Source organism: Pontibacter sp. MBLB2868 (assembly GCF_051904785.1).
Classification (GTDB): domain Bacteria; phylum Bacteroidota; class Bacteroidia; order Cytophagales; family Hymenobacteraceae; genus Pontibacter.
Genome location: NZ_CP196710.1, coordinates 681,051 through 702,336, shown reverse-complemented (window position 1 = coordinate 702,336; position 21,286 = coordinate 681,051). Strand labels below are relative to the sequence as shown.

Annotated in this window: 16 protein-coding genes; 8 read left to right on the top strand and 8 right to left on the bottom strand. The window is 46.6% G+C overall.

The window, feature by feature from the left end; genetic code table 11:
- Nucleotides 1-29: 29 nt before the first annotated feature.
- Complete coding sequence (locus ACSX1A_RS03020; protein ID WP_439882135.1) at nucleotides 30-1,547, bottom strand: sensor histidine kinase; 1,518 nt, start codon at nucleotides 1,545-1,547, stop codon at nucleotides 30-32.
- A gap of 17 nt (nucleotides 1,548-1,564) precedes the next feature.
- On the opposite strand from ACSX1A_RS03020, the gene ACSX1A_RS03015 reads away from it, so the two are divergent.
- Together ACSX1A_RS03015 and ACSX1A_RS03010 are read left to right on the top strand one after the other, a co-directional pair.
- Nucleotides 1,565-1,699, top strand: a complete 135-nt coding sequence (locus ACSX1A_RS03015) for a hypothetical protein (protein ID WP_439882134.1) — start codon at nucleotides 1,565-1,567, stop codon at nucleotides 1,697-1,699.
- Between the two features lie 41 nt (nucleotides 1,700-1,740).
- A complete protein-coding gene (locus ACSX1A_RS03010; protein ID WP_439882133.1) occupies nucleotides 1,741-3,252 on the top strand; it encodes an outer membrane protein assembly factor BamB family protein in 1,512 nt (503 codons plus the stop codon).
- A gap of 81 nt (nucleotides 3,253-3,333) precedes the next feature.
- Here the strand turns inward: ACSX1A_RS03010 and ACSX1A_RS03005 are convergent, their stop codons facing one another.
- Nucleotides 3,334-3,462: a hypothetical protein gene (locus ACSX1A_RS03005; protein ID WP_439882132.1), complete on the bottom strand. Its 129-nt coding sequence runs from the start codon at nucleotides 3,460-3,462 to the stop codon at nucleotides 3,334-3,336.
- Between the two features lie 246 nt (nucleotides 3,463-3,708).
- A complete protein-coding gene (locus ACSX1A_RS03000) occupies nucleotides 3,709-6,432 on the bottom strand; it encodes a PAS domain-containing sensor histidine kinase (protein WP_439882131.1) in 2,724 nt (907 codons plus the stop codon).
- Nucleotides 6,433-6,886: 454 nt separating this feature from the next.
- Between ACSX1A_RS03000 and ACSX1A_RS02995 the strand changes: the two genes are divergently transcribed.
- Both ACSX1A_RS02995 and ACSX1A_RS02990 read left to right on the top strand, forming a co-directional pair.
- Nucleotides 6,887-7,837, top strand: a complete 951-nt coding sequence (locus ACSX1A_RS02995) for an NmrA/HSCARG family protein (protein WP_439882130.1) — start codon at nucleotides 6,887-6,889, stop codon at nucleotides 7,835-7,837.
- Nucleotides 7,838-7,945: 108 nt separating this feature from the next.
- Nucleotides 7,946-8,791: a pseudouridylate synthase gene (locus tag ACSX1A_RS02990; RefSeq protein ID WP_439882129.1), complete on the top strand. Its 846-nt coding sequence runs from the start codon at nucleotides 7,946-7,948 to the stop codon at nucleotides 8,789-8,791.
- Nucleotides 8,792-8,845: 54 nt separating this feature from the next.
- On the opposite strand, the gene ACSX1A_RS02985 is transcribed toward ACSX1A_RS02990, so the two are convergent.
- Complete coding sequence (locus ACSX1A_RS02985; RefSeq protein WP_439882128.1) at nucleotides 8,846-9,817, bottom strand: aldo/keto reductase; 972 nt, start codon at nucleotides 9,815-9,817, stop codon at nucleotides 8,846-8,848.
- A 219-nt stretch (nucleotides 9,818-10,036) separates the two neighbouring features.
- On the opposite strand from ACSX1A_RS02985, the gene ACSX1A_RS02980 reads away from it, so the two are divergent.
- On the top strand, nucleotides 10,037-10,861 hold the full coding sequence (locus ACSX1A_RS02980; protein WP_439882127.1) for a Cof-type HAD-IIB family hydrolase: 825 nt from the start codon (nucleotides 10,037-10,039) through the stop codon (nucleotides 10,859-10,861).
- Between the two features lie 26 nt (nucleotides 10,862-10,887).
- On the opposite strand, the gene ACSX1A_RS02975 is transcribed toward ACSX1A_RS02980, so the two are convergent.
- A complete protein-coding gene (locus ACSX1A_RS02975; RefSeq protein WP_439882126.1) occupies nucleotides 10,888-11,913 on the bottom strand; it encodes a PorP/SprF family type IX secretion system membrane protein in 1,026 nt (341 codons plus the stop codon).
- Nucleotides 11,910-15,710 (bottom strand): PKD domain-containing protein, encoded by a 3,801-nt coding sequence (locus ACSX1A_RS02970; RefSeq protein WP_439882125.1) that lies wholly within the window; start codon nucleotides 15,708-15,710, stop codon nucleotides 11,910-11,912. Before ACSX1A_RS02970 ends, ACSX1A_RS02975 begins: the two co-directional genes overlap by 4 nt.
- Before the next feature lie 472 nt (nucleotides 15,711-16,182).
- On the opposite strand from ACSX1A_RS02970, the gene ACSX1A_RS02965 reads away from it, so the two are divergent.
- Both ACSX1A_RS02965 and ACSX1A_RS02960 read left to right on the top strand, forming a co-directional pair.
- Nucleotides 16,183-16,926: a hypothetical protein gene (locus tag ACSX1A_RS02965; RefSeq protein ID WP_439882124.1), complete on the top strand. Its 744-nt coding sequence runs from the start codon at nucleotides 16,183-16,185 to the stop codon at nucleotides 16,924-16,926.
- Between the two features lie 69 nt (nucleotides 16,927-16,995).
- Nucleotides 16,996-17,847 carry a cyanophycinase gene (locus ACSX1A_RS02960; protein ID WP_439883532.1) on the top strand — a complete coding sequence of 284 codons (852 nt, stop codon included), beginning with the start codon at nucleotides 16,996-16,998 and terminating at the stop codon, nucleotides 17,845-17,847.
- Nucleotides 17,848-17,954: 107 nt separating this feature from the next.
- Here the strand turns inward: ACSX1A_RS02960 and ACSX1A_RS02955 are convergent, their stop codons facing one another.
- The gene (locus tag ACSX1A_RS02955) at nucleotides 17,955-18,845 is read right to left on the bottom strand and encodes a cation diffusion facilitator family transporter (protein WP_439882123.1); all 891 of its coding nucleotides are present in this window, start codon (nucleotides 18,843-18,845) and stop codon (nucleotides 17,955-17,957) included.
- Between the two features lie 364 nt (nucleotides 18,846-19,209).
- On the opposite strand from ACSX1A_RS02955, the gene ACSX1A_RS02950 reads away from it, so the two are divergent.
- The gene (locus tag ACSX1A_RS02950) at nucleotides 19,210-20,988 is read left to right on the top strand and encodes a hypothetical protein (RefSeq protein ID WP_439882122.1); all 1,779 of its coding nucleotides are present in this window, start codon (nucleotides 19,210-19,212) and stop codon (nucleotides 20,986-20,988) included.
- 153 nt (nucleotides 20,989-21,141) lie between these two features.
- Here ACSX1A_RS02950 and ACSX1A_RS02945 read toward each other — a convergent pair whose 3' ends face one another.
- Nucleotides 21,142-21,234, bottom strand: a complete 93-nt coding sequence (locus ACSX1A_RS02945) for a hypothetical protein (protein ID WP_439882121.1) — start codon at nucleotides 21,232-21,234, stop codon at nucleotides 21,142-21,144.
- Nucleotides 21,235-21,286: the final 52 nt, after the last annotated feature.

Here is a 21,286-nt window from a genome sequence, read left to right as displayed (position 1 = left end):
ACTGTTCCGGATTAATGATTTTGGCTAAGTTACAGCTGCAGCGTCAGGTGAACAAAATATTCTTCGGCAGTTTCCCTGATCATCAGTTCGTGCTTGCCCGGATAAAGATGCCCGAGGCGCTGCTTCACATTTACCAACCCAACTCCCGATTTGTCTTTCTCCGGATCCTGCTCCTGCTTGGCATGTATGCTGTTATACACATCAAAGTATAACTTGTCACCGGAAACATGCAGTGTTATCCTGATCCAGGACTTATGCTTCAGGCTGATGCCATGCTTAAAGGCATTCTCCACAAAAGGAATCAACAGCATTGGTGCTATAAATTTATCTGTCACCACATCCTGTATCTTGGTCTCTATGCTGATGTTCGGAGATGCCGAGGTACGCAGTGTCTGCAAATCTATGAAGTTGCGCATATACTCAATCTCCCGCGACAGTAAAATCTTCTGCTGCAGATTTTCGTGCAGCATAAAGCGCATCATATCACCCAGCATTTGTATACCCTGCGCCGTGCGTTCGCTGTTCTCCTGCAAAGCGGTGCCGTAAAGTGTATTTAAGGCATTAAACAAGAAATGGGGATTTATCTGGGAACGCAGAAAATCCAGGTTTGCGTTAGATTTACCTAATTCTTCTTTTAAAACATAGAGCTCTGCATTTCCTTTTAGGTGACGCTTAAACAGGAACCAGGTGGCTGGTACTGTTATGAACATGTGGAACACTACATTAAAAAAGCTCACACCGAAGGCCGAATCCTCGTCCTGGAACAGCAACATCATCAGGAAGGCTACTGGCAGGTAAGAAACTATAAGTATAAGCGCACTGATGATGGCATAGTACCGGAACGGTTTCTTTTTATGCAGTGCTTTTGGTAGTAAAGAATAAAAAGAGTAGCAATAAATGATCAGAGCACTAATTGATATGAGCCCCCACACAATTGTGATCTCTTCGCCAATGTTCAGGATAAGCAACAGAAACACGCTCACCATCCAGGCAATAAAAGCTGTAAGTACATCTCGTGTTATAATGTTATACTTAGATTCTATTGAAGTAGAATTAGACAACAAATACATCCCGCTAAACTTGATGCCGGTATACAGACCCAACATCAGCAATAGCCAGAAAGCGTAATGGTAGCTTTGCTGAAAAATATAGTCATAGGTCTGGTCCGCTGATTCGAACCTGGCAAACAAGTAACCTTTGGTATAAGTATCCAGAATACCCACAAAAAGGCCAACTGCCACAAAAGTCAAAAGCGTGAGAAAGATATTCAGCCACAGTGATTGTTTTCTGAGCAGTTTTGGCACCAGCACAAAATTAGCAAACAGGAAAACCAGGTACAGCAGCAAATAGCGAAACAGCTGCGGAAAGAAATAATGTTCGTAGTAGTTATATACTATTCCTGCCTCGTTGAACTGGTACCTGTTTGGACTACCCCCTAATGCCAGCGAGAACAGAGCAAAGACAAAAATGGTGGTGGCTGCCCAAAACTCCACTTTGTTTCGGTGGATAGGCTCTGATATATAATTCTTAAGTGTCAGATCGTTCATAGAACAATGATAAGGGAATGCCTACAGGAAAAATAAAAAATGTGACGAATGTATCGGAATTTGTGACAAACCTGCACCAGACACACAACAACACTAAACAACAGAAAACCAATCATTTGAAACTCAATACGGGCAAAATTGGTAAGAACTAGCACCGCTCTAAGCGGCCAAACGTTCTTAAAACTAATTGCTTATGAAAACAACAACTACATCATCAGCCATACTCAGGCAATGCCTGTTCCCCGCACTGTTTGCGGCCTTCGCGCTCAGCTCCTGCAGTTCCACACCCACACAGGCAACCGAAACCGACAATGTGCAGACAGAAACAGCAGCCACAGAAATGCCCGCTGCATCCGCCGCACCGACAATGGTTAGCGCAAAAGATCAATCACTCTGGAACCAGCTTGCCGACACGGAGTCTTCCATCAATAGCAGCAACGTGAAGGCGATGCAGCTGGCCTGGAAGTATAACACCTCCACCCCCGTAAGCCACAGCCCTCTTGTAGATGAAACAGGCGTATATTTTGGCGACTGGAGTGGCACTGTGTACAAGCTGAACCCCCAGAACGGACAGGTGGTATGGAAAAAAACGATAGAGCAGCCCAAGAAAATGTGGCCCTGGCACGGGCTGGCCGGCACTGGTACGCTGGGCGAGGATAAACTTTTTGAGGCCAGCGTAGAAGGCACCGCCTTCGCCATCGATAAGAACTCAGGCAACGTGCTCTGGCAAACCAAGATCACCGATGATCCGGAAGCGGGCAGCCTCAGCACACTTCTCTACCATAACGGCATGGTGTACGTGGGTCTTCAATCAGTAGAAGAAGCGCTAACAGCCAAAATGAAAGACTTTAAACCCGACTTTCAGGGCAAGGTGATGGCTCTGAACGCCTCGAACGGGCAGGTGGCCTGGGAGCGGGTGCTGGTGGAAAAGCCGCACAATGGCTGTGCCGTCTGGTCCTCCTTCGCACTGGACCCGGAGCTGGACATGCTCTACTTTACCACCGGCAACAACTATACCGGCGAGGCCACTGATATGTCGGATGCCATTGTGGCGGTAAATGCTAAAACAGGTGAGGTAAAGTGGCACTACCAGGCTACGCAGCACGACGTCTGGACAAAAGCCAGTAAAGAAGGACCTGACTATGATTTTGCGGGTGGTCCGCAGATCTTTGTGGCTTCTGTAAACGGACAGCCACGCAAGCTGGTGGGTGCCGGCCAGAAAAGTGGCAAGTACCTTGTTTTTGATGCACAGACTGGTGATAAAGTTTGGGAAACAGTGATAGGTTACGGTGGCGTTGACGGCGGCATGCACGGCGAGGCCTCTATTGGCAAGGACGCTGTGATAGCCTGGAGCAACAACGCCTACTCCCACACCATGCCTCCGGACAAGCACAAGCTTTCCCTTAAAAAACTCGATGCCGCTACAGGCAAGCACCAATGGGTTATGGACAAAGCACAGCCTGCAGCCATTGCACCTGGCTACCTCGTAAACGACGTGTACATTTTAGGATCTCTCGATGGCACCATACAAGCATACAGCACCACCGACGGCAAAGTACTGGCAAGTATGATGAACCCGGCGCCCGTCCTGGCCAGGATGGCTGTAAAAGGCAACAGCCTTTATGTGAGCAGTGGTGTAGCAGGCATATTTGGTGACTGGAAGGATAAAGGAGAAAACGGCGTTTACGTGTACAGTACCCGCTAAGCTTCTGCTTCCTGTGCAAGTATAAAAAAAAGGGGGTCCCAGCGGGTATCCCTTTTTCTTGTATCACTAGTTTACTTTTTTCTACATGTACTTGAGCAGTTCCAGCCTCTCCCACTTTCTTTGTACTTCGTCCTGTGCCTGCTGCAGCAACGCCGCGCCAAACGCTGCATCTTCTTTTACCACGCGGGTAAAGCGTATTTTTGTATACATGTACTCGCTGAGAGTTGCCGTAGTTGATTTGGATTCCAACTTAAACCTGCTACCTTTCGGCTTGGTTGGCAGGCAAGCACAATAGATTGACGGACACCCTGCGGTATTTGCGATCTTGATGCTGTCGCTGTACAATTGGGTAAGCATCTTGATATAAGGCGTCTCGCCACAACCGGATCAGGCACCATAGAATTAGAACGCTGGACCGAGAATTGTGCTCCTTTGGCGTTGACAGTCTACAGATCCCTACTGCTTGAAATACACATTAAAGGTAGTGCCCTCCCCTAACTTGCTCTTTACCTCAATATACCCTCCTACGTTCTCAACCATTTTTTTAACCATGTAAAGTCCGATCCCGGTGCCTTCTACATGATCGTGGAAGCGTTTGAACATAGAAAACAATTGTTTTTCCTGCCCAACTTTCATCCCAAGGCCATTGTCTTTAACAACCAGAATGTGGTGCTCATCGGTACTTTTGCATGTTATAAAAATTTCCGGAACCCGTGTAGGAGAATGGTACTTTATAGCATTTGACATTAGGTTGTAAACCACACTCCGTAAGTTTTTTTCTGAAAAGTGAATTAGCAAACAATCATCAAGGTCCACATGAACCTGAACACCATGCTCTTTTATCAAAGAGTCTAGATCAAGTGTAACATCCCTTACTACCTCGGGTAAACTAACCATGACTTTAGTAGCACTGCTCTCCTGCTGAAGTTTCACTACGTCAGTAAGGCTCTCTATCGTTTTTTTAAAGCGTTCCACAGAACCCTTCATCAAGTGCATGATATGTGCTGCTTCACTCCCCTGGCCTTCCCCTGATTTTAACTCTTCTGTTAAAAACAGAAGCAGTCCTTCGATATTGGAAATAGGTGATTTAAGATCATGTGAGGCCGCATAAATGAAGTTATCCAGGTCATTATTGATCAGAGTGAGTTCCTTGTTTTTCTCCTCCAACTCTGCCTCCGCCTGCTTCTGGCTGTCAACATTGGTGTTTGTTCCGATCCATCGGACCACCTTTCCATTTTCGTCCTTTACGGCATATGCCCTGGTCAGGAACCAATGGTATTTGCCGTCATGTCCCCGCAGTGGGAAAGTCATCTCCCAGGTTTCCCCTTTAGCCCAGGCTTCCTTCACAAAAGCAAGCACGTGGTCAATATAATCCGGGTGATGTACCTTCTCCCAACCCCAGCCAAGCATCTCTTCGAGGGTGGTACCGGTATACTCAAACCAGCGTTGATTATACCAGAAGATCCAGCCATCAGGTTCTGCCATCCAGGCCAGGTTCTGAATATTATTGGCAAACATCCGGAAGCTCTCCTCGCTTTCCTGCAGAGCCAGTTCAGATTTCTTTCTTTCTGTTATATCCCTTGTTACCGCCAGATGGCGAGTCCCTTTTGCACCAGGCAGCGGCACCGCATGGGTTTCCATGCTTCGTCGTTTACCGGTAAGGGTAACTATTTCAAAATCCCAGCTCAGGCTTTCTCCCTTACAGATACGTTCATGGTTCTTAATCCATTTATCACGGTGTTCAGGTGCAATAACATCAAAAACGCATGAATTGCCCAGCATACCTGCCCCACCTCCTATTATTTCCAGTCCGGAGGGGTTCATGTACTGAAGAGTGCCATCCGGGTCAATAATCTTAATACACTCAGGCGTTGCATCAATAACCGCTTGAAGCTGCGCTTCGCTTAGCGCTAATCTTTGATAAGCAAGACGCAGGTCAGTTACATCCACTGCCGTATTTATCACACCATAAATCTCACCCCGGGCATCATAAAGTGGTAAAAAAGAATAATCATAGATGAACGTTTGCGGCTTGCCATCCATTACAACTTCTATTTGCTCATCTTTTACATGGTAAGGTTGCCCGGTCGTGATTACCTTCTCAAGTTGTGCATAAATCTTAGGATCAATTTCAGACAAAACCTCTGTGTACAACTTCCCGATCACATTACTTCCTTTCCCATATGCCCTTAACATAGCTTTATTGGCAAACTGTATCCGCATTTCCCTGCCAATATAAACACCAATCGGGAAAGGGGCACTTTCAACAAATGAGCGCAACTGCTGCTCGCTTTCTTCTATTTTTTTCCTATAGAGCACCTGTTCTGTTACCTCACTCGCAACTGCAACAAAACCACTTATACTACCATCATTTTCATGGAAAGGCTCCCACACACAGTCAAAATAGCAAGTACGTGCTTTCCCGTTTCTGATCAGTTCAACCTCTAACTCATTTGCATGAAAGGGCTTACCGGAACGAACTACCTCACGGGCTATTGGCTCCAGCTTTTGCCGCGTCTCGGGTAGTGAATCAAACAGGGGCTTTCCTACAAATTCTTCCCATGTTTTCCCGACTAAAGGCAAAAAGGATCTGTTCGCTACTTCAGCCACAAAATTATCTCCCCTGAATACTGCAATAGCCACAGGCGCCTGCTCTACCAGGTTCCGAAACCTGGCATTACTATCTTCCTTCGTTTTTCTCAGACTCAACTCCTCCAACAGCTGTGAAGCTTTATTTTCAGCTTTTACTTTGTCGGTAACATCAAAGGAGGTATGAATGATGTAGCTAACAGTATTGTCTTTATCAATAACCGGTTTGTTACTTGCCCACCAGTGCCTTTCCTCAAATGAGCCTGTCTCATCCGGAACATCATAACGCACAACAGGCAATACAATACTTTTTTTTGTCCGAATAACTTCTTCCAGAGAACGCTTTAAGCTGGAGGGCCCTGTAGCTGTTAAGGCATCAGGATTTACAGGGTAAACTTCAAAAACACCTTTGCCAACAACATTAGATCTTTCCTGCGCTGTAATCTGCAGCAGGTCGTCACTAACGGCTAAAATAGTAAAATATGGAATGTTAGGTTTTAATACCAGAAAATTGCCTGGCATCTCATTAAATATTTCCTGAAAATCAAGTATTGGTTCTTCGTGCTTTGTAAAGGGCAATTTATTCGGCATAAGGTAATAGTCTGAATTTGCGCGGTCTTAATTTACACACTTTTGACGTTTAAACATAACGTAGTACAGCTTACTCTGGTCAGGAAAATTTATATTCAGGCAATCTTTTGATTTGCATCCGTAAAAACAGAAAAGCCTGATTGTTCCTTTTAATCCTGGTTATTTATGACTGCTGGGCAATACCCTTGTCAAAAGCACAGTATTGTGCTTATTAAACTTACCGGCATTCATTCATACAAACAATGTGCAATTTCGCAACTCCCTATGTAACTAACATTTATCACTACTAAATTACCGTAAATGGTATGCCAATGTCTGTCCATGCCTGCAAAAGCTATTTAAATTTATATAGCAATACTGTCTTTTTTACTATTCCTTTCTATTCAACATCTCTATTACCAATACACCGTAAGTATAAAGCGTTATAATCATAATTCAATTTTAAGATTAAAGGATGTCAGCAAAAAAGATCATTACTGTTTTTGGTGCAACAGGAGCCCAGGGTGGCGGAGTTGCAAAGGCTATTTTACAGGACAGCAACAGTGAGTTTGCCGTTCGTGCAGTTACCAGAGACCCCGGTTCTGACAAAGCAAAGGAGCTTGCCACTATGGGCGCTGAAGTTGTACAAGCCGATATTGATGATAAGCAGAGTATGAAGCAGGCATTAAAAGATGCATACGGCGCATACTTCGTTACATTTTTCTGGGCTCATTTCTCTCCTGAAAAAGAATATGCCGAAGCCCAAAGTATGGCAGAAGCCGCTAAAGAGGCTAAACTGCAACATGTGATATGGTCTACGCTGGAAGACACCCGAAAATGGGTACCCCTGGAGGATAACAGAATGCCTACTTTACAAGGTAAATATAAGGTGCCGCACTTTGATGCAAAAGGAGAGGCGGATCACTTTTTTACTGATCTGGAAGTGCCTACCACCTTTCTGAGAGCCTCTTTTTACTGGGACAACTTTATTTACTTTGGCATGGGGCCTAAAAAAGGGCCTGATGGTAAATTATACCTCACCTTGCCCATAGGCGACAAGAAAATGGCAGGGATAGCCTCAGAGGACATTGGAAAATGTGCCTATGGCATCTTTAAACGAGGTAAGGAATTGATCGGAAAAACAGTAGGTGTAGCCGGAGGTCAGCTTACCGGCCAGGAGATGGCGCAGGCATTTACCAGAGTGTTAGGTAAAGATGTAATTTACAATAGCATAACACCCGAAGAATTTCGTAATTTAGGTTTCCAGGGTGCTGACGACCTGGGCAACATGTTCCAGTTCTACCGAGATTTTGATGATGTATGTAATAGCGTGCGGGATGTTCGTTTTTCAAAAGAACTCAACCCGGCGTTAAAATCTTTTGACATGTGGCTGGATGAGAATGCAGCACGCATTCCGATAGAATAGTTTTTTATTGATCTGCTGATACATTCAAAAAAAATTAAACAGGAAGATTCTCCTTTTTGGTACTTTTGCTTTTGGTTCATTTAATAGTCCGCAGCAAGAGTAAGAGGTTTGACAGAAGCAGAAGTACCCGAAAGTGAGTTTTTTATTCCTTTTGGCAGATCAATAGATACCTATACTATCCCTGAAAGTTTTACGTACCCGTTCAGTTACAAACCTCACCCACTAACATTACTGGCCTCGGCAGAATTACAATGTTATTTGAGAAAGCAGGAGGACTGGGTACATAATTTTGGACTGGAAACCGGACAGGAAGGAGTTATAATCGGAAAGATGTTTGGTGTGCTTGTCGTTGAAACGAAGCAACATAACATAGGTTACTTGGCTGCCTTTTCGGGTAAATTAGCTGGCGGCTATCACCATGCTAAATTTGTGCCTCCCATTTTTGATGCTCTCGCAAACGATAGCTTTTTAAATGCGGGGATGCAGGAATTGTCTCGTATTAATGCTCAAATTGTGTTACTACTCGAAGACGAATCAGAAACAAGCCTTGACAAGATCAGCATGCTGCAGAAGCTACGAAAGTCAAATTCCATAGCCCTACAATCTCAGCTGTTTGATCAGTACCACTTCCTGAACCAGGCCGGAGAAGAGAAAAGTCTTCGAAAGCTTTTCCAGGGTATTACCAATAACAACCCTCCGGCAGGAGCAGGAGAATGCGCTGCACCAAAACTTTTACAATATGCGTTCCGGAACCAGATGAAACCATTGGCCATGGCGGAGTTCTGGTGGGGGCAATCACCAAAGTCTGATTTCTGGAAGCACCGACACTATTACCCTGCCTGCCGTGAAAAATGTGCGCCCATACTGGCACACATGCTCACAGACATACCACTCGACGAAAGCCGGCCTGACACTTATTTTTCTCTTGAGGAGCCTCAACAGATGGCCATTTAATTTTAGCCCGATGATGTAGCCAATAGTTGTAGCCAGCGTTCAAGTATAGAACTTCTACTGCGACCACTCAGTAGGTTCCCGGTCCCAGCGATGTTTTTTCAGCTCTGCAAGCAGGGCATCAGGCAAGCCATTTCCATCACTAGTGCTTAAATTAGATTTTACATGCTGTGGCTTTCGCATCCCCGGGATGGTAGTGCTCACATCCGGGTTACTTAGTATAAACCGTAAAGCCATTTCAGGCATCGTCATTCCCTCCGGAACCAGGGGCCTCAGCAGGTCAGCGTGCGCTACGCTGGAGTTCAGGTTTTCGGGCACAAAATAAGTACCGCGCCAATCGCCCTCCGGAAAAGTTGTCTCTTTCGTCAGGGTGCCTGTCAGGGTTCCTTCATCAAACGGTACGCGGGCAATCACGGCAACATCCAACTCCCTGCACACCGGAAAAAGTGTATCTTCAGGTGCCTGGTCAAAGATATTATAGATCACCTGCACACTGCTGATATGGCCTGTATGTAGTGTTTTTATCACATTCTCCGGTTCCCAGCGGTTCACGCTGATTCCCATATGCTGTATCTTACCGTCAGCTTTCAGCCGCTCTACCGCACGTTGCCATTCCTCGTTATCTGCCCAACTATCCTCCCACACATGAAACTGCTGCAGGTCTATTGTCTCTACGCCCAGGTTTTTCAGGCTCTTATCGGTATACGCTATGATGTGATCCGCAGGAAAGCAATCAGCCAGTCTATACTCCGGCTTAGATGGCCATTTCATATTTTTAGGAGGTATCTTGGTAGCTGTGTAAAGTCGCTTATCTGGGTTGCGCTTTACCAGGCGGCCCAGTATCTGTTCGCTTTTGCCCGCGCCATAGCCCCATGCTGTATCAAAAAAATTACAGCCACCTGCAACGGCTATGTCCAGTGAGTGGTCTGATTGTTCATCATCCGAGTTTTTCCATCCTGCCATGCCCCACATGCCGTACCCGATCTCGCTAACCTTCCAGCCGGTTCTCCCAAATCTTCTGTATTCCATATCGTCATCAAAAATTGTAAAGTGAATATAGCTGATTTTTTCTTGCCATCAACTCCTCACACGGCATACGTGCACGAGCAGCCAATGGCTGCCAGGGCAAGCCAGCAACATCAGTAAGGTTGTGGTTAGGTAATGCTTAAAAATGGTAATACTTTTGTGCAGATCAGTTAAGCTGCAAGGCAGTAACCGCTTTAGCTTCACCCTGTAATACCTACCTTCATGAAATACAGCGCACTTTGCACCGATATAGACGGCACCCTTTTAAACAGCGACAGGGAATTATCTGCCCGCACCATACAAGCCTTCCAGAAGCTGAATAAGGAAATACCCGTTATTCTCGCTTCTTCCCGAATGCCTGCCGCCATGCGACACTTGCAGCAGGAATTAGGTATACCAAAGCACCCCCTGATCTGCTTTAACGGAGGGTATGTGCTTCATTTTGCAGACGGAACCGCAGCACCGTCCGTGGTAGACAGCGTGCAGGTGCCTGCCCCTGTCTGCGCTGCTATTGTAGCCATGGCGCACCAGACTTCCATACATGTTAGTTTGTATGCAAACGACAAGTGGTATGCCCCGGCCATGGACCAGTGGACAGAGAAAGAGCAACGGGTAACAAAAGTATCTGCACATGTTACAGCACTTCACCCGATTCTGGAGACCTGGCATACGGCAGGCACAGGCGCCCATAAAGTGATGTGCATGGGGCCGGAGGAGGAGATCTTCGAGATGGCAGCTAAATTAGAGAAACAGTTCTCTGACCAGGTTCAAATCTACCGCTCCAAGTCTACTTACCTTGAAATTGCACCCAAAACTATTTCGAAAGCAACTGCACTTGAAATGGTTTTGAAAGACCAGTACAGCCTAAGCCTCTCCGAGGTAGTAGCCTTTGGAGATAATTACAACGACATAGACATGCTACAGGCAGCCGGGCTAGGCATTGCCGTAGGGAATGCACGTGAAGAGGTTAAAGCGGCTGCGGATGAGATTACCCTAAACAGTACTGCAGATGGCGTAGCTGCAGCCATCGAAAAATATTTCCTGTAACATCACCCTGTAAGCCTATAGGCCTCTTACCAGAAATCCGATGGGCTGAATATCTTGCCGTTGTTGTTGATCAGGATCCCCAGAACAACTTCATGCGCTCCCCCTCCGATCCGGCCAATGCCGGAAGTTGCCATGTCATAAGCGTAACCGACCTGTAGCAGGTTGTTCATGTTTAGGCCACCGAGTAGTACGAAATCGTTATTCTGGCGGTATGAGCCTCCTATCCAGGCTTTATCTTTGTAGAGCAGCTTCAGGTTAGCATCCACTGACAAGGGAGCAGGGCTCGCATATTTTACCAGCACTGAAGGTAACATGGATAAGTTCGGGGTGAACATCACTTTGTACCCTCCCATCAGGTAATGATGTACCCGGGAACTGGCTTCGTTGCTATCATCCTGGCTAAGGCTGCCGGTCAACTCATCCTGCAGTATCTGGGAGCTTGCAGAGCCAATGTAAAAACGTTTCGAATACAGCAGAAGCCCTGCCGTGATGTTCGGTTTTACGCGGTTGTAGTTTCCTCCCGTAAAGGTAGGGTCGTTCGGGTCCGTCAGCTGCAAGCTTTCTTCATCCACTTTGTAAGCAGACAAGCCACCTGTAATACCCGCCGACATTTTAAGTTCTTTGTTCAGAGGCAGGTGATAGGCATAAGTAAGTCCAAAGTCAGAACGCTTCAGGGCTCCTGCTTTGTCGGTGATGGCCGTAAATCCTAAACCATGGTGCGGCTGAGCCAGTGTTACATCCCGCTTTGTATACGCTTTAAATAATGCCTTGCTTCCGTTTCGGCCCCTGTACGGGACCGATGTCGCCGTTGTATTCATATTCATTTTGCCCAGCGGCATATGCGCCGTCAGGTAATAGGATTCCGGGGCCCCCTCCACTCCGGCCCACTGGTTGCGGTAACCTGTTTTTATCTCCGCGTAGTTCTCTGAGCCAGCCAGTGCAGGGTTTATAAGGAAACCGTTTAACATGTACTGGCTAAAGTGCGGAAGCTGCTGCGAAAAGGCACTCAGATGCAGCAACAGTAGCAGCGAAATTAAAATGTGCTTTCTCATTTGCGTAAAACTGTTATTGAACCTGTAAATGCTTTTCTTCCTTTGTTCGTGTCGATCACATAATAATAAGCGCCATCCGGCAGCGGTGCCCCGTTTCTTGTGCCGTTCCAGGGGGTACTGTACCCCCGGGTGGTATACACTTTATCTCCCCACCGATTATAGATATCTATGGTAATATCCGGGTAGTCCTCCACCCCTTTTAGCAGCCATACATCGTTTATACCATCGCCGTTTGGAGAGATGCCGTTCGGAATACGCAGCCGCTGCAGCACACGCACCGTCACCTCATCGGTTCTCACGCAGCCATCAGCTGAAGTCGCCTCCAGTACATAAGTTGTCGTCACTTCCGGGCTGGCAGTGGGCTGGGCAATACTGGCATTGTCCAGCGATAGGGCCGGCGACCATTTCAGCGTTCCTGTTCCGCTGCCGGCCAGAATGATACTTTCTCCTTCAATTATTTCCAGGTCCGGGCCGGCATATACTTCCGGGTAAGCACTGAACTTAATTTCCACTTCGTCAGAAGTAAAAGCGCAGGGGTCGTTGCTGACAGTCCATACCAATTTATAGCGCTCTTCCATTCTGCCCGTAAAGCTTGCTCTAGGATTTGTTGGGTCTGAAAACTGGCCTCCTGTGCCATTCAGGATCGTCCAAAAGCCCGCTCCCTGTGCAGGTGTGTTGGCTTGCAACGTGGTACTGGTGCTTCCGCAGACGGGTAACTGATCAGGGCCTGCGTCTGCCAAAGGCACCTGTTTAATGGTCACTGTCTTCTCCAGTGTTGCGGTACATCCTTTGTCGGTTGTCACCTGCAGGTTTACACGGTAATTACCTGCCTTGTCATACTTGTGTGCAGGGTGCTGCTGGCCGGAGGTGCTGCCATCTCCAAAATTCCAGTTCCAGGCAACAATATTTCCGCTGGCCACACTGCTTTCATCCCGGAAGGCAACCGCATCAGAAAGGCAACCTACCACTGGGGTAAAAGCTGCCTGCGGCTTTTCATATATTGTCAGCTCCTGCTGGTAACTATGCTGGCACCCTTTGTCTGTGGTTACTACAAGCACCACTGCATAGGTACCAGCCTTGGCATAGCGATGCTCCGGATTCACGTCACCAGAAGTACTTCCGTCTCCAAAATCCCATTCATGCGCTACGATACTCCCTGACCCAACAGAGGCTGTACTTTTAAACCTGGCACTTTCTGTGAGGCAGCTGTTCGCAGTTTCGAAAGCCGCTGTGGGGCTTATAATAACAGTTACATTCCTGCTGGTAATGCCATAACAAACAATACCGGAATAAGCTTTTAACGATACTTTATAAGTACCCGGTGCCGGATAGATGTGTAAAGGATTTTGCTCGGCAGAAGTTGTGCCATCACCAAAATCCCATTCCCATCGGATGATCTTACCAAATGCAACTGAAGAGGCATCTGTAAACTGAATGCCATCGCGCTGGCAGGCCCCGGCAGAAGTAAACCCAGCCTGCGGATTTGCCCCGCTCACCAGGTAATCCACTTCCATGCTCTGGGTACAGCCATGATCAGAGGTGGCCGTAAGTTTCACTTTGTAAACCCCTTCAGCCGTATACTTATGTTTTGGATTCTTTACTGTAGAAGTTGCCCCATCACCAAATTCCCATACATAACTTAAGGTGCCTGAGCTGATAGTGGTCTGGTTCACAAATTGGGCTTCGTCGCTGATACACACACCTGGCAGCTCCATTTTCACTTCAGGGCGTGGGTATATTGTCACTGATCTTGTAACTGTGGTCTGGCAGCCTTCCTCAAATTTTACTGTGAGAGTCACCGAATAGGTACCAGCGTCAGCATAGGTATGGCTTGGATGTTGTTCAGATGCGGTTGGTGATCCATCGCCAAAGTCCCACTCCCAGCCAGTGACAGGCACAACTGACGTAGTTTTATTTGTAAAAGTGCTTGCAAGGTTGTTGCAAACAGCGGGAGCGTCGAAGGCAGCCACCGGCTTGGGCAGCATCTCTACCTGCTTGCTTATTTGGCTGGTACAGCCGGTATTGGTAAGCGTGGTAAGCGTTACGTTATACTGACCGGGTGCTGCATAGGCATGCCACGGATGTTGTTCGGCAGACGTTGTGCCATCACCAAAATCCCAGAGCCATTCTACGATCTGGCTGTCGTTTCCGGGCACTGCCGATTCATCTTTAAATAAGATCGCGGCATTCAGGCATTCATGCGAATAAGAGAAGCTTGGCGTTGGATTCGGATAAACAATTAGCTCTGCAGTTGTTTCATCCTTCGAGTCACAGTCGTTCCCGTTGTTCTTAACCGTGATCAGCTTAACCGTGTAGGTACCCGGAGCAGCGTATGTATGCTTTGGGTTCTGTTCTGTAGAAGTACTGCCGTCGCCAAACTCCCATAACCAGCTTTGAGGCTCATAGGAGGCAAAACCGGTTAAGGATACCACATCTCCCTGGCAATAGGACTGTTTGTCGAAAGTGATGTTCTGATTCAGGTTTTTGATGTTGGCACCCGCTGAGTAGCCATACGACTCCACGTTGCCAAACCCGTATGCCATGGCCGTGAAGCCAGCATCAGCTTTCAGGTTGTGGTTACCAGGTCCTACTTCTTTCTGGGCATAGGAGAATAATGGATTAGCTGCTATCGGAGTAAAGGTAAGTGGCGCAGCATCAAGCCGGAAGCTGCCTATCTCCGCTGTGCGCATCACTACGTTGATGAAATGCTTTTCGATAGCAAAGAATGGGGAGGAATAAACCGTAATGTCCTTTAACGTCTGTTCTACCGGGCTAAGTATGATCATTTCGGGATCTCCTTTTACCCCATCGCAGTTCTGCGTTAGCGTGTATTGCGCCACGGTCACCGGGTTATCAGCGGTAATGTAGCTGGCTTTATCAGTTATAAAATCATAGTACTTGCCCTGATCAACTGTTATGGGTGCCCCTCCGTTTACCGAAATCCTGGTGTTGTCCTTTGCTGCGAGTACCCTGAATTTGTCCCCGGAACGGTTCATGGCCGGGGCTGTAGCGAAATTCTGACCCCAAGCGCTGATAGGATACAGCTGCTGATAGAGGTTATCGCCGGAAGAAGCATTCTCGCACCCCATACGGGTGTAGGAACTGCCCGAAAAAACAGCTATTCTTTTACAATCAGCTCCGTTAGCGCTAATTGACTCCACTTTGCTGCCTGTCAGGTCGCTTAGGGACTGCACCTGGTATACCTGCCCCTCCATCAGTGTGACCGTGATCGGGCTTCCGCTTCCGACGCCTTTTATTGTGGTGGCAGCTGGTGTTATCTGGATGGTTGTGTTGTTTTCCAGGGCGATAACGGTAAACTCTGAATAAGGCGGAATAGGTGAGTTGATCGATCTGTTGGCATCACTATGGCTCATGATATAGTATTCACGCCCCAGCGTTGGTGTCGGAAGAGCCAGCGTAGACCCGGACTGATTCTGGGCATAGATGTGTGAGAAAACGATCACAGGATCTTTGGTAGTGACATGTAAACCCTTATTCTCAATTACCTCTGAGCTGGCAATGTAAGCCAGGTGCGGTACACTGACCACCGTCACCATGTTTGCAGTGACCGTAAAATTAGCTGTATAGTTTTGCCCTGGAATGGTTATAGTACCCGATGTTGGCACAGTAGAGGTAATGTATAAACTCATCTGTGATCGTAGCTCACTAAGGTGTGCCGGGTAAGCTAACCAGAAATCCTTTCCTTTATTAGATGTATTCTGCGCTGACACCAGCACAGTAGACCATAGCAATAAAAAGATTATGGCAGCAATGCAAAGAGTAAAGTTTTTTTTCAAATCAGACTATACTTTAATAAAATCCAGCTTTAGACTTTCAGGTGTAGCAATAGTTTAAAACCAGAAAAAATAATTCCTATAGCTGAAGTATAAGCTTCAGCATGCAATAAAATCAGTCTGTTTTGGAGTCGGGAGGAAGCGGTGTGCTGTACAAGCACGCTTTAAAGATATAAAAATCAGTTAGTAAAACACGCATATGATATGTTATTCACTAACTGGCAGTTTACCCCGTTATACGCTCACCAATTCTGATAGCTTTTTGAGAGAAAGTGTCTTTTAACCGGCCTGCAGCTAAATTACAAGCTGTTATTTTGGGGACCAGTCCTTTTATAGGATATGAATATTTTCCGCTTTCAGGGCCAGAAAGTTGGACCAGGTTTTAAATATGCCTGAAACTGTACAACAATTATTACTTCCTGCTCCGTAAACAGATACATCTTATATAATATCTGATAATCGACAGTTCATAAACATGAAGCATCTTTATACTTACCTTATTATTTTATTTCTGCTACTACCCTTCCAGATAATGGCACAGGGGCAGGTAGCCAATAGGCTCATAAGGGGCTCAAACTTCCAGATAACTGTCGGGTATAACTACCAACGCGTAGATCTCGGAGATCTTAACAAGGCAATTTCAGCCTCTGGCCTTCCGGAGCTATCAGAAAACATTAACTCGGTTAGCTTCCTGACACAGAACATCTCAAACAAATGGATGGCATCGCTCAGAACATCCTATTCCTTTACGAACCAGGTAAAGGGCGATACCCGCGAGATCGAATTCCGAAACCAGCAGTATGCCGTTGGCCTGGGTTACGACCTGCTTACATCTGAAAAGGCAAGGCTACTGCCAAGCATTACGGCTACACTAGGCAGAAACATGCTCCTGATCCAGGATAAGTCTAAGTCCTCGGCAAATTTTCAAAACCTGTTGCAGAACCCATCCCAGGAAGTGAGCCTGAGCAATTATTCTTATTTAGCTGATGTCGGGATTGCTTTTCATTATCTGTTTTACAGAAGAGAGCGTGAGCGGGAAACCGGTAAAACGTCTACCTGGGTACCTGTCATTTTCAAAGCAGGCTACCAGTTTGAGGTAGGTAACAGTGATTTCAAATTTGACGGTGATAAGGTGCAGGGTGTGCCAGATGTATCACTGGGGGGAATTTATGCTTCCATCCATATCGGCCTTGGCACAAGGTTACTGCCAATAGATTAGGACGGGCTAAGCAGGAAGTTCAGGAGCGTGAATTTAGTTTTGTGAGCATGATCTTAAGTATTGGCTAACATGGTACCTAAGGGCAAAATAGTGGCAATAGGCGGCAACGAGGACAAGGGCAGCTTTCCGCTAACAAACAATGTGGATGAGCCGGAGCAAATTCAATTTTTTGAGCAAGGTATTTTAAAGCGTATCCATGATGAGCTGTATGGCATCGGGACACGCATTGAAGTTATCACGACAGCCACTGGTATACCTGAAGAACTGTACAACGCATACCTGCACGGATTCATATTATTAGGGTGTGATAACGTAGGCCACCTGGCAATTAAGACCAGGGAACAGGCTGACAGCGAAGTAACCCTGCAGCGCCTGCGCAAGGCGGATGGTGTAATGTTTACGGGTGGCAACCAACTCAGGATAAGCGAGACTTTTATAAACACAAAAGCACTGAAACTGATGGCGCACCGCTACCTTCATGAAGAAAAGTTTCTGATAGCCGGCACCAGCGCCGGTGCTATGGCGCTCTGCCAGGTTATGATAGAAAGCTCCACTGAAACAAAGCCACTGATAAAAGGTATCGTTAAACTTGGGCAAGGGCTAAACTTTGTCAGCAGCACCATCATCGACACCCACTTCGTGAACCGCCGCCGCATTCCACGCATGATCGAGGCAATTGCTTCTCACCCTAAATTGGTTGGCATTGGCTTAGGAGAAGATACCGGTATTCTGATATCAGAAGGTAAACAAATAGAAACGATCGGATCCGGATTAGTGGTGATATTTGACGCACGGGAACTGGAAGGGAACAATTTTAAACTCATAAAGAAAGGAGAACCCCTGTGCCTGGAGCATCTAATCATGCATGTGTTACCAAAAGGCAGAAGCTACTTTATAGATAAAGCCAAAATTAAAGGCTGAGGCTACATCAAATTCCTTTCAGGATAAAACTACTCCACTCACTATACCGCTCCGCTGCTTCAGTCTACAACACAGGCCAGGTAAAATTCAGTTAGCAAACCGTACGCTTATACATGCGTTTCTCCTTCTGTATATCCCTCCTGCTCTACCTGAATGGTGGTATGCACTATTTTATAAGACGACTTAACACGGTCATTGACTTGCTCCAGCACACTGTTAGGAGGTGTACCATCTGCTGACACCACGTGTACGCTCATGGCATTTACTCCGGAAGTAAGTGACCATACATGCAGGTCATGAACGTCTACCACGCCTGGTACAGCCGCAATAGTGTCCCGTAATTGGGCAGTGTTCACGTCAGCCGGAGTTCCCTCCAGCAGTACCCCTACCGCATCCTTAAGCAGTGCCCAGGTTCGGGGCAGGATAAAGAGGCCAATGGCCGCAGAAAGCAGCGGGTCAGCATAATACCATCCCGTTGTCCACATGATAATACCTGCCACGATCACCCCAACGGAAGTCAGCATATCCGATAATACTTCGAAGTAGGCACCTTTCATGTTCAGGCTCTCGTCAGAACTCTTCCGAAGTATAAACATCCCCGCGAGGTTCACTACAAGTCCGAAGCACGCCACGATCATCATTGGTTTACTGGAAACCTCAGGTGGATCTAAAAAGCGGGTATAGGCCTCATAAAGTATGTAAAGTGAAATACCGATCAGTACCACCGCATTAGCCAGCGCAGCAAGTATTTCTGCCCGGTAGTAACCGTAGGTGCGGTCAGGCGAGGCAGGACGCTCAGCCAGGTATATCGCGATCAGCGCAAATACAAGACCGCCCACATCTGTCAGCATGTGTCCGGCATCGGCTAATAGTGCCAGACTGTTAGTCAGGAAACCACCCACTACCTCAGCAATCAGATAGAGAAAGGTTAAGGCTAACACCTGCTTCAGCTTCTTTTTATTCTTGCTTGACGGTGAAATGGCATGGCTGTGTGCCATAATGTGTTTTAAGATTTAGGTTAACATTTTATTTGGAGTGTTTACGGAGCAGCGGGTGGTTACGTTAAAAACACAGCTCCCGACGCCGTTCTTTAGCAGCTGAGGCAACCAGGCTACTCTGTAAACAAAGCCCTTACATTTCCTGGACAGAGCATATATTTATACTCTACTATATATAAATACCCGAAAGTGGGTATTGTTATGCTCCTGCATTACCTCGAATTTTGCATGTCGTATAGGTTTGTAACATCATGCGTTCATCATTTTTTAATCTTTTATACTGTTATGCCTGGTAAGGACATAGCCTATACTTTTTTCTGAATTTACACTTAAACCCTTTTTTTATTTAACACTTCTACTTCACATGCACTTCAACCTTAAACTATTGTTGCTAAGCGGAATACTTTTTCTGTGCTTCCCAACTTTTGCCCAAAGGAAAGACATCACATTGCACCAGGCCGATCCGAGGTTCACGATCAGCGCACAAAGGCACTATGGCTTTGGCAACGAAGAGTACTGGTTCTATATCCAGAACAACACCAACGAAGAGTATGAGTTGGTAGTTGATGTCACCATAAATTCTACGTGCCATGCCCCCCGAAACTTCAAGCTGCATGTAAACAAGGTAGTTACGCTTAAGCCCGGAGGACGATTTACACCTGACTCAGACTATTCGCATATCTTTTTAGGAGGAGATGCGCAGAAAGGATGCCGTAAAAAAGATGGGGATTCTTATACCTATCTCTCCAGTATCTCTTACAGGTACTCCAGTATTAAAAATGTTACCCAGGAGAAACTAAAACTGGAGAGGGAGAAAAAGCTTAAAGAAGAGGAAAAGCTTGCCGCCGGAAAGAAAAAAGCCGAAGAGCGTGCCGCTGCCGAGAAGAAAGCCGCAGCAGATAAACTGGCAGCAGAAAAGAAGAAAGAGGAAGAGCTACAGAAGCAAAAGGCAGCAGCCGCTGCTGCTGAAAAAGCGAAATCATCGGCAACAACAACAGCTACCAACACGTCGGGCTCCGGCTCTGCTACCAGTACGGAGTCAAACAGCACATCTAAACTTGCCAGCACCCAAACCAGCAATTCTACTACCGCTACGAGTACACAAAGTGCACAGCAAAAGCAGGAGGAATACGAAGAAAGCCAGCGCCTGGCGCGTGAGGCTGCCGCAAAACAGGAAGCAGCCCTGAAAGCTGCAGAAGAGCAGGAAGCCCGTGAGCGCCAGCAGAAGTATGATGCCTGGAAAGAGAAAAAGAACCAGGACCGCCAGGTACAGGAAACTGCTTCTGTTGCGGCCAGCGCCACCGTATTGTACTACTTTGCCGGTATCATCTACGATGGCATGGATTCTTACAACCCCGATTACAGCTACCAGGCTCCTGCTGCCGCCGACAAATATAAGCCGGTGTTATTTGCAGGCGTGGAGGTTGGTTACTCCGGCACCTACTCTCCGTTACTGTTCCGCAGTGAGCACTCTACCATGATCAATGGAAAAACTGTGGATGAGAAAAGCGTTATCAGTAAAGATGTAATTACAGTAAACTTAAACGTAACAGGCAAAATAGGCTTAGAGGCAGAGAATTACGGTGCTTATGCCTTCCTATCACCGCAGGCTGGCTTCAGCCCTATATTTGATGCTTATACTGTCTCCCTACTTGTAGGTGGTTTCCGGGCATACGGTGGACTTAAGTGGGCAAAAGGATATATTGGTTTCCGCTCAGGATCTCGGCAGGTATATACTTATAGCCTGGATGCGGAAGAGTATGGTAACGGAGAATTTAACAATAATTTTAACAGGTTAGAGTATGGTCTGCGGTTTACCACAAATCCGGATTCTGACTACCGCAGAAGCCATATTTCCATTGGCTTGATCGGTGAAAAATTTAATGCGGAAGGTATTGGCATGTACCTCGACCCACAGAGCAACACCTTACAGGATGGAAAGACGCCTCTCATGACCGGCTATGCATTTCAGTGGCAGAAAGACCACATGTTTAACCTGTATCTGAACGTATTTCCGGAATATATTTATGGCGGAGATATTAACTATAACTCCGGCCCGGCAAAAATAGATCGTGCCTACAACACGGGTACTTTTGTTGAAGTTGGTTTTGTAAGATCAATTGACATGTTTGGCACACGTTAAAATTGACGAAAGCAGAGGATCATACAAAGCCCTCTTTTTCAGGATAATGGTTTAGTTTGTTTGTTTAGAAAAAGGCCCTGCTGTTAATTCAGAAGGGCCTTTTTACTTTTAAAAGAGCAAGTATAGTTTTTCACTTCTGGCAGATCTTCGCAACTATTGCATTGGCTTCGGGCACAGCAATTTCCCGTTTCGCTGGTCTGTCAGTACAAACACCGATCCATCAGGAGCCTGTTCCACGTCACGCACCCTGGTATTCAGCGGAATACACTTTATTGCCTGTAGCCGATAAAGCGGCTCC

What these genes read in the sequence shown, in the direction of transcription:
- ACSX1A_RS03000 (WP_439882131.1), bottom strand. Translation starts at nt 6,432, where the DNA reads ATGCCGAATAAATTGCCCTTTACAAAGCACGAAGAACCAATACTTGAT.
- ACSX1A_RS03005 (WP_439882132.1), bottom strand. Translation starts at nt 3,462, where the DNA reads ATGTATACAAAAATACGCTTTACCCGCGTGGTAAAAGAAGATGCAGCG.
- ACSX1A_RS02950 (WP_439882122.1), top strand. Translation starts at nt 19,210, where the DNA reads ATGCACTTCAACCTTAAACTATTGTTGCTAAGCGGAATACTTTTTCTG.
- ACSX1A_RS03015 (WP_439882134.1), top strand. Translation starts at nt 1,565, where the DNA reads ATGCCTACAGGAAAAATAAAAAATGTGACGAATGTATCGGAATTTGTG.
- ACSX1A_RS02995 (WP_439882130.1), top strand. Translation starts at nt 6,887, where the DNA reads ATGTCAGCAAAAAAGATCATTACTGTTTTTGGTGCAACAGGAGCCCAG.
- ACSX1A_RS02965 (WP_439882124.1), top strand. Translation starts at nt 16,183, where the DNA reads ATGAAGCATCTTTATACTTACCTTATTATTTTATTTCTGCTACTACCC.
- ACSX1A_RS02975 (WP_439882126.1), bottom strand. Translation starts at nt 11,913, where the DNA reads ATGAGAAAGCACATTTTAATTTCGCTGCTACTGTTGCTGCATCTGAGT.
- ACSX1A_RS02980 (WP_439882127.1), top strand. Translation starts at nt 10,037, where the DNA reads ATGAAATACAGCGCACTTTGCACCGATATAGACGGCACCCTTTTAAAC.
- ACSX1A_RS03020 (WP_439882135.1), bottom strand. Translation starts at nt 1,547, where the DNA reads ATGAACGATCTGACACTTAAGAATTATATATCAGAGCCTATCCACCGA.
- ACSX1A_RS02985 (WP_439882128.1), bottom strand. Translation starts at nt 9,817, where the DNA reads ATGGAATACAGAAGATTTGGGAGAACCGGCTGGAAGGTTAGCGAGATC.
- ACSX1A_RS02955 (WP_439882123.1), bottom strand. Translation starts at nt 18,845, where the DNA reads ATGGCACACAGCCATGCCATTTCACCGTCAAGCAAGAATAAAAAGAAG.
- ACSX1A_RS02960 (WP_439883532.1), top strand. Translation starts at nt 16,996, where the DNA reads ATGGTACCTAAGGGCAAAATAGTGGCAATAGGCGGCAACGAGGACAAG.
- ACSX1A_RS03010 (WP_439882133.1), top strand. Translation starts at nt 1,741, where the DNA reads ATGAAAACAACAACTACATCATCAGCCATACTCAGGCAATGCCTGTTC.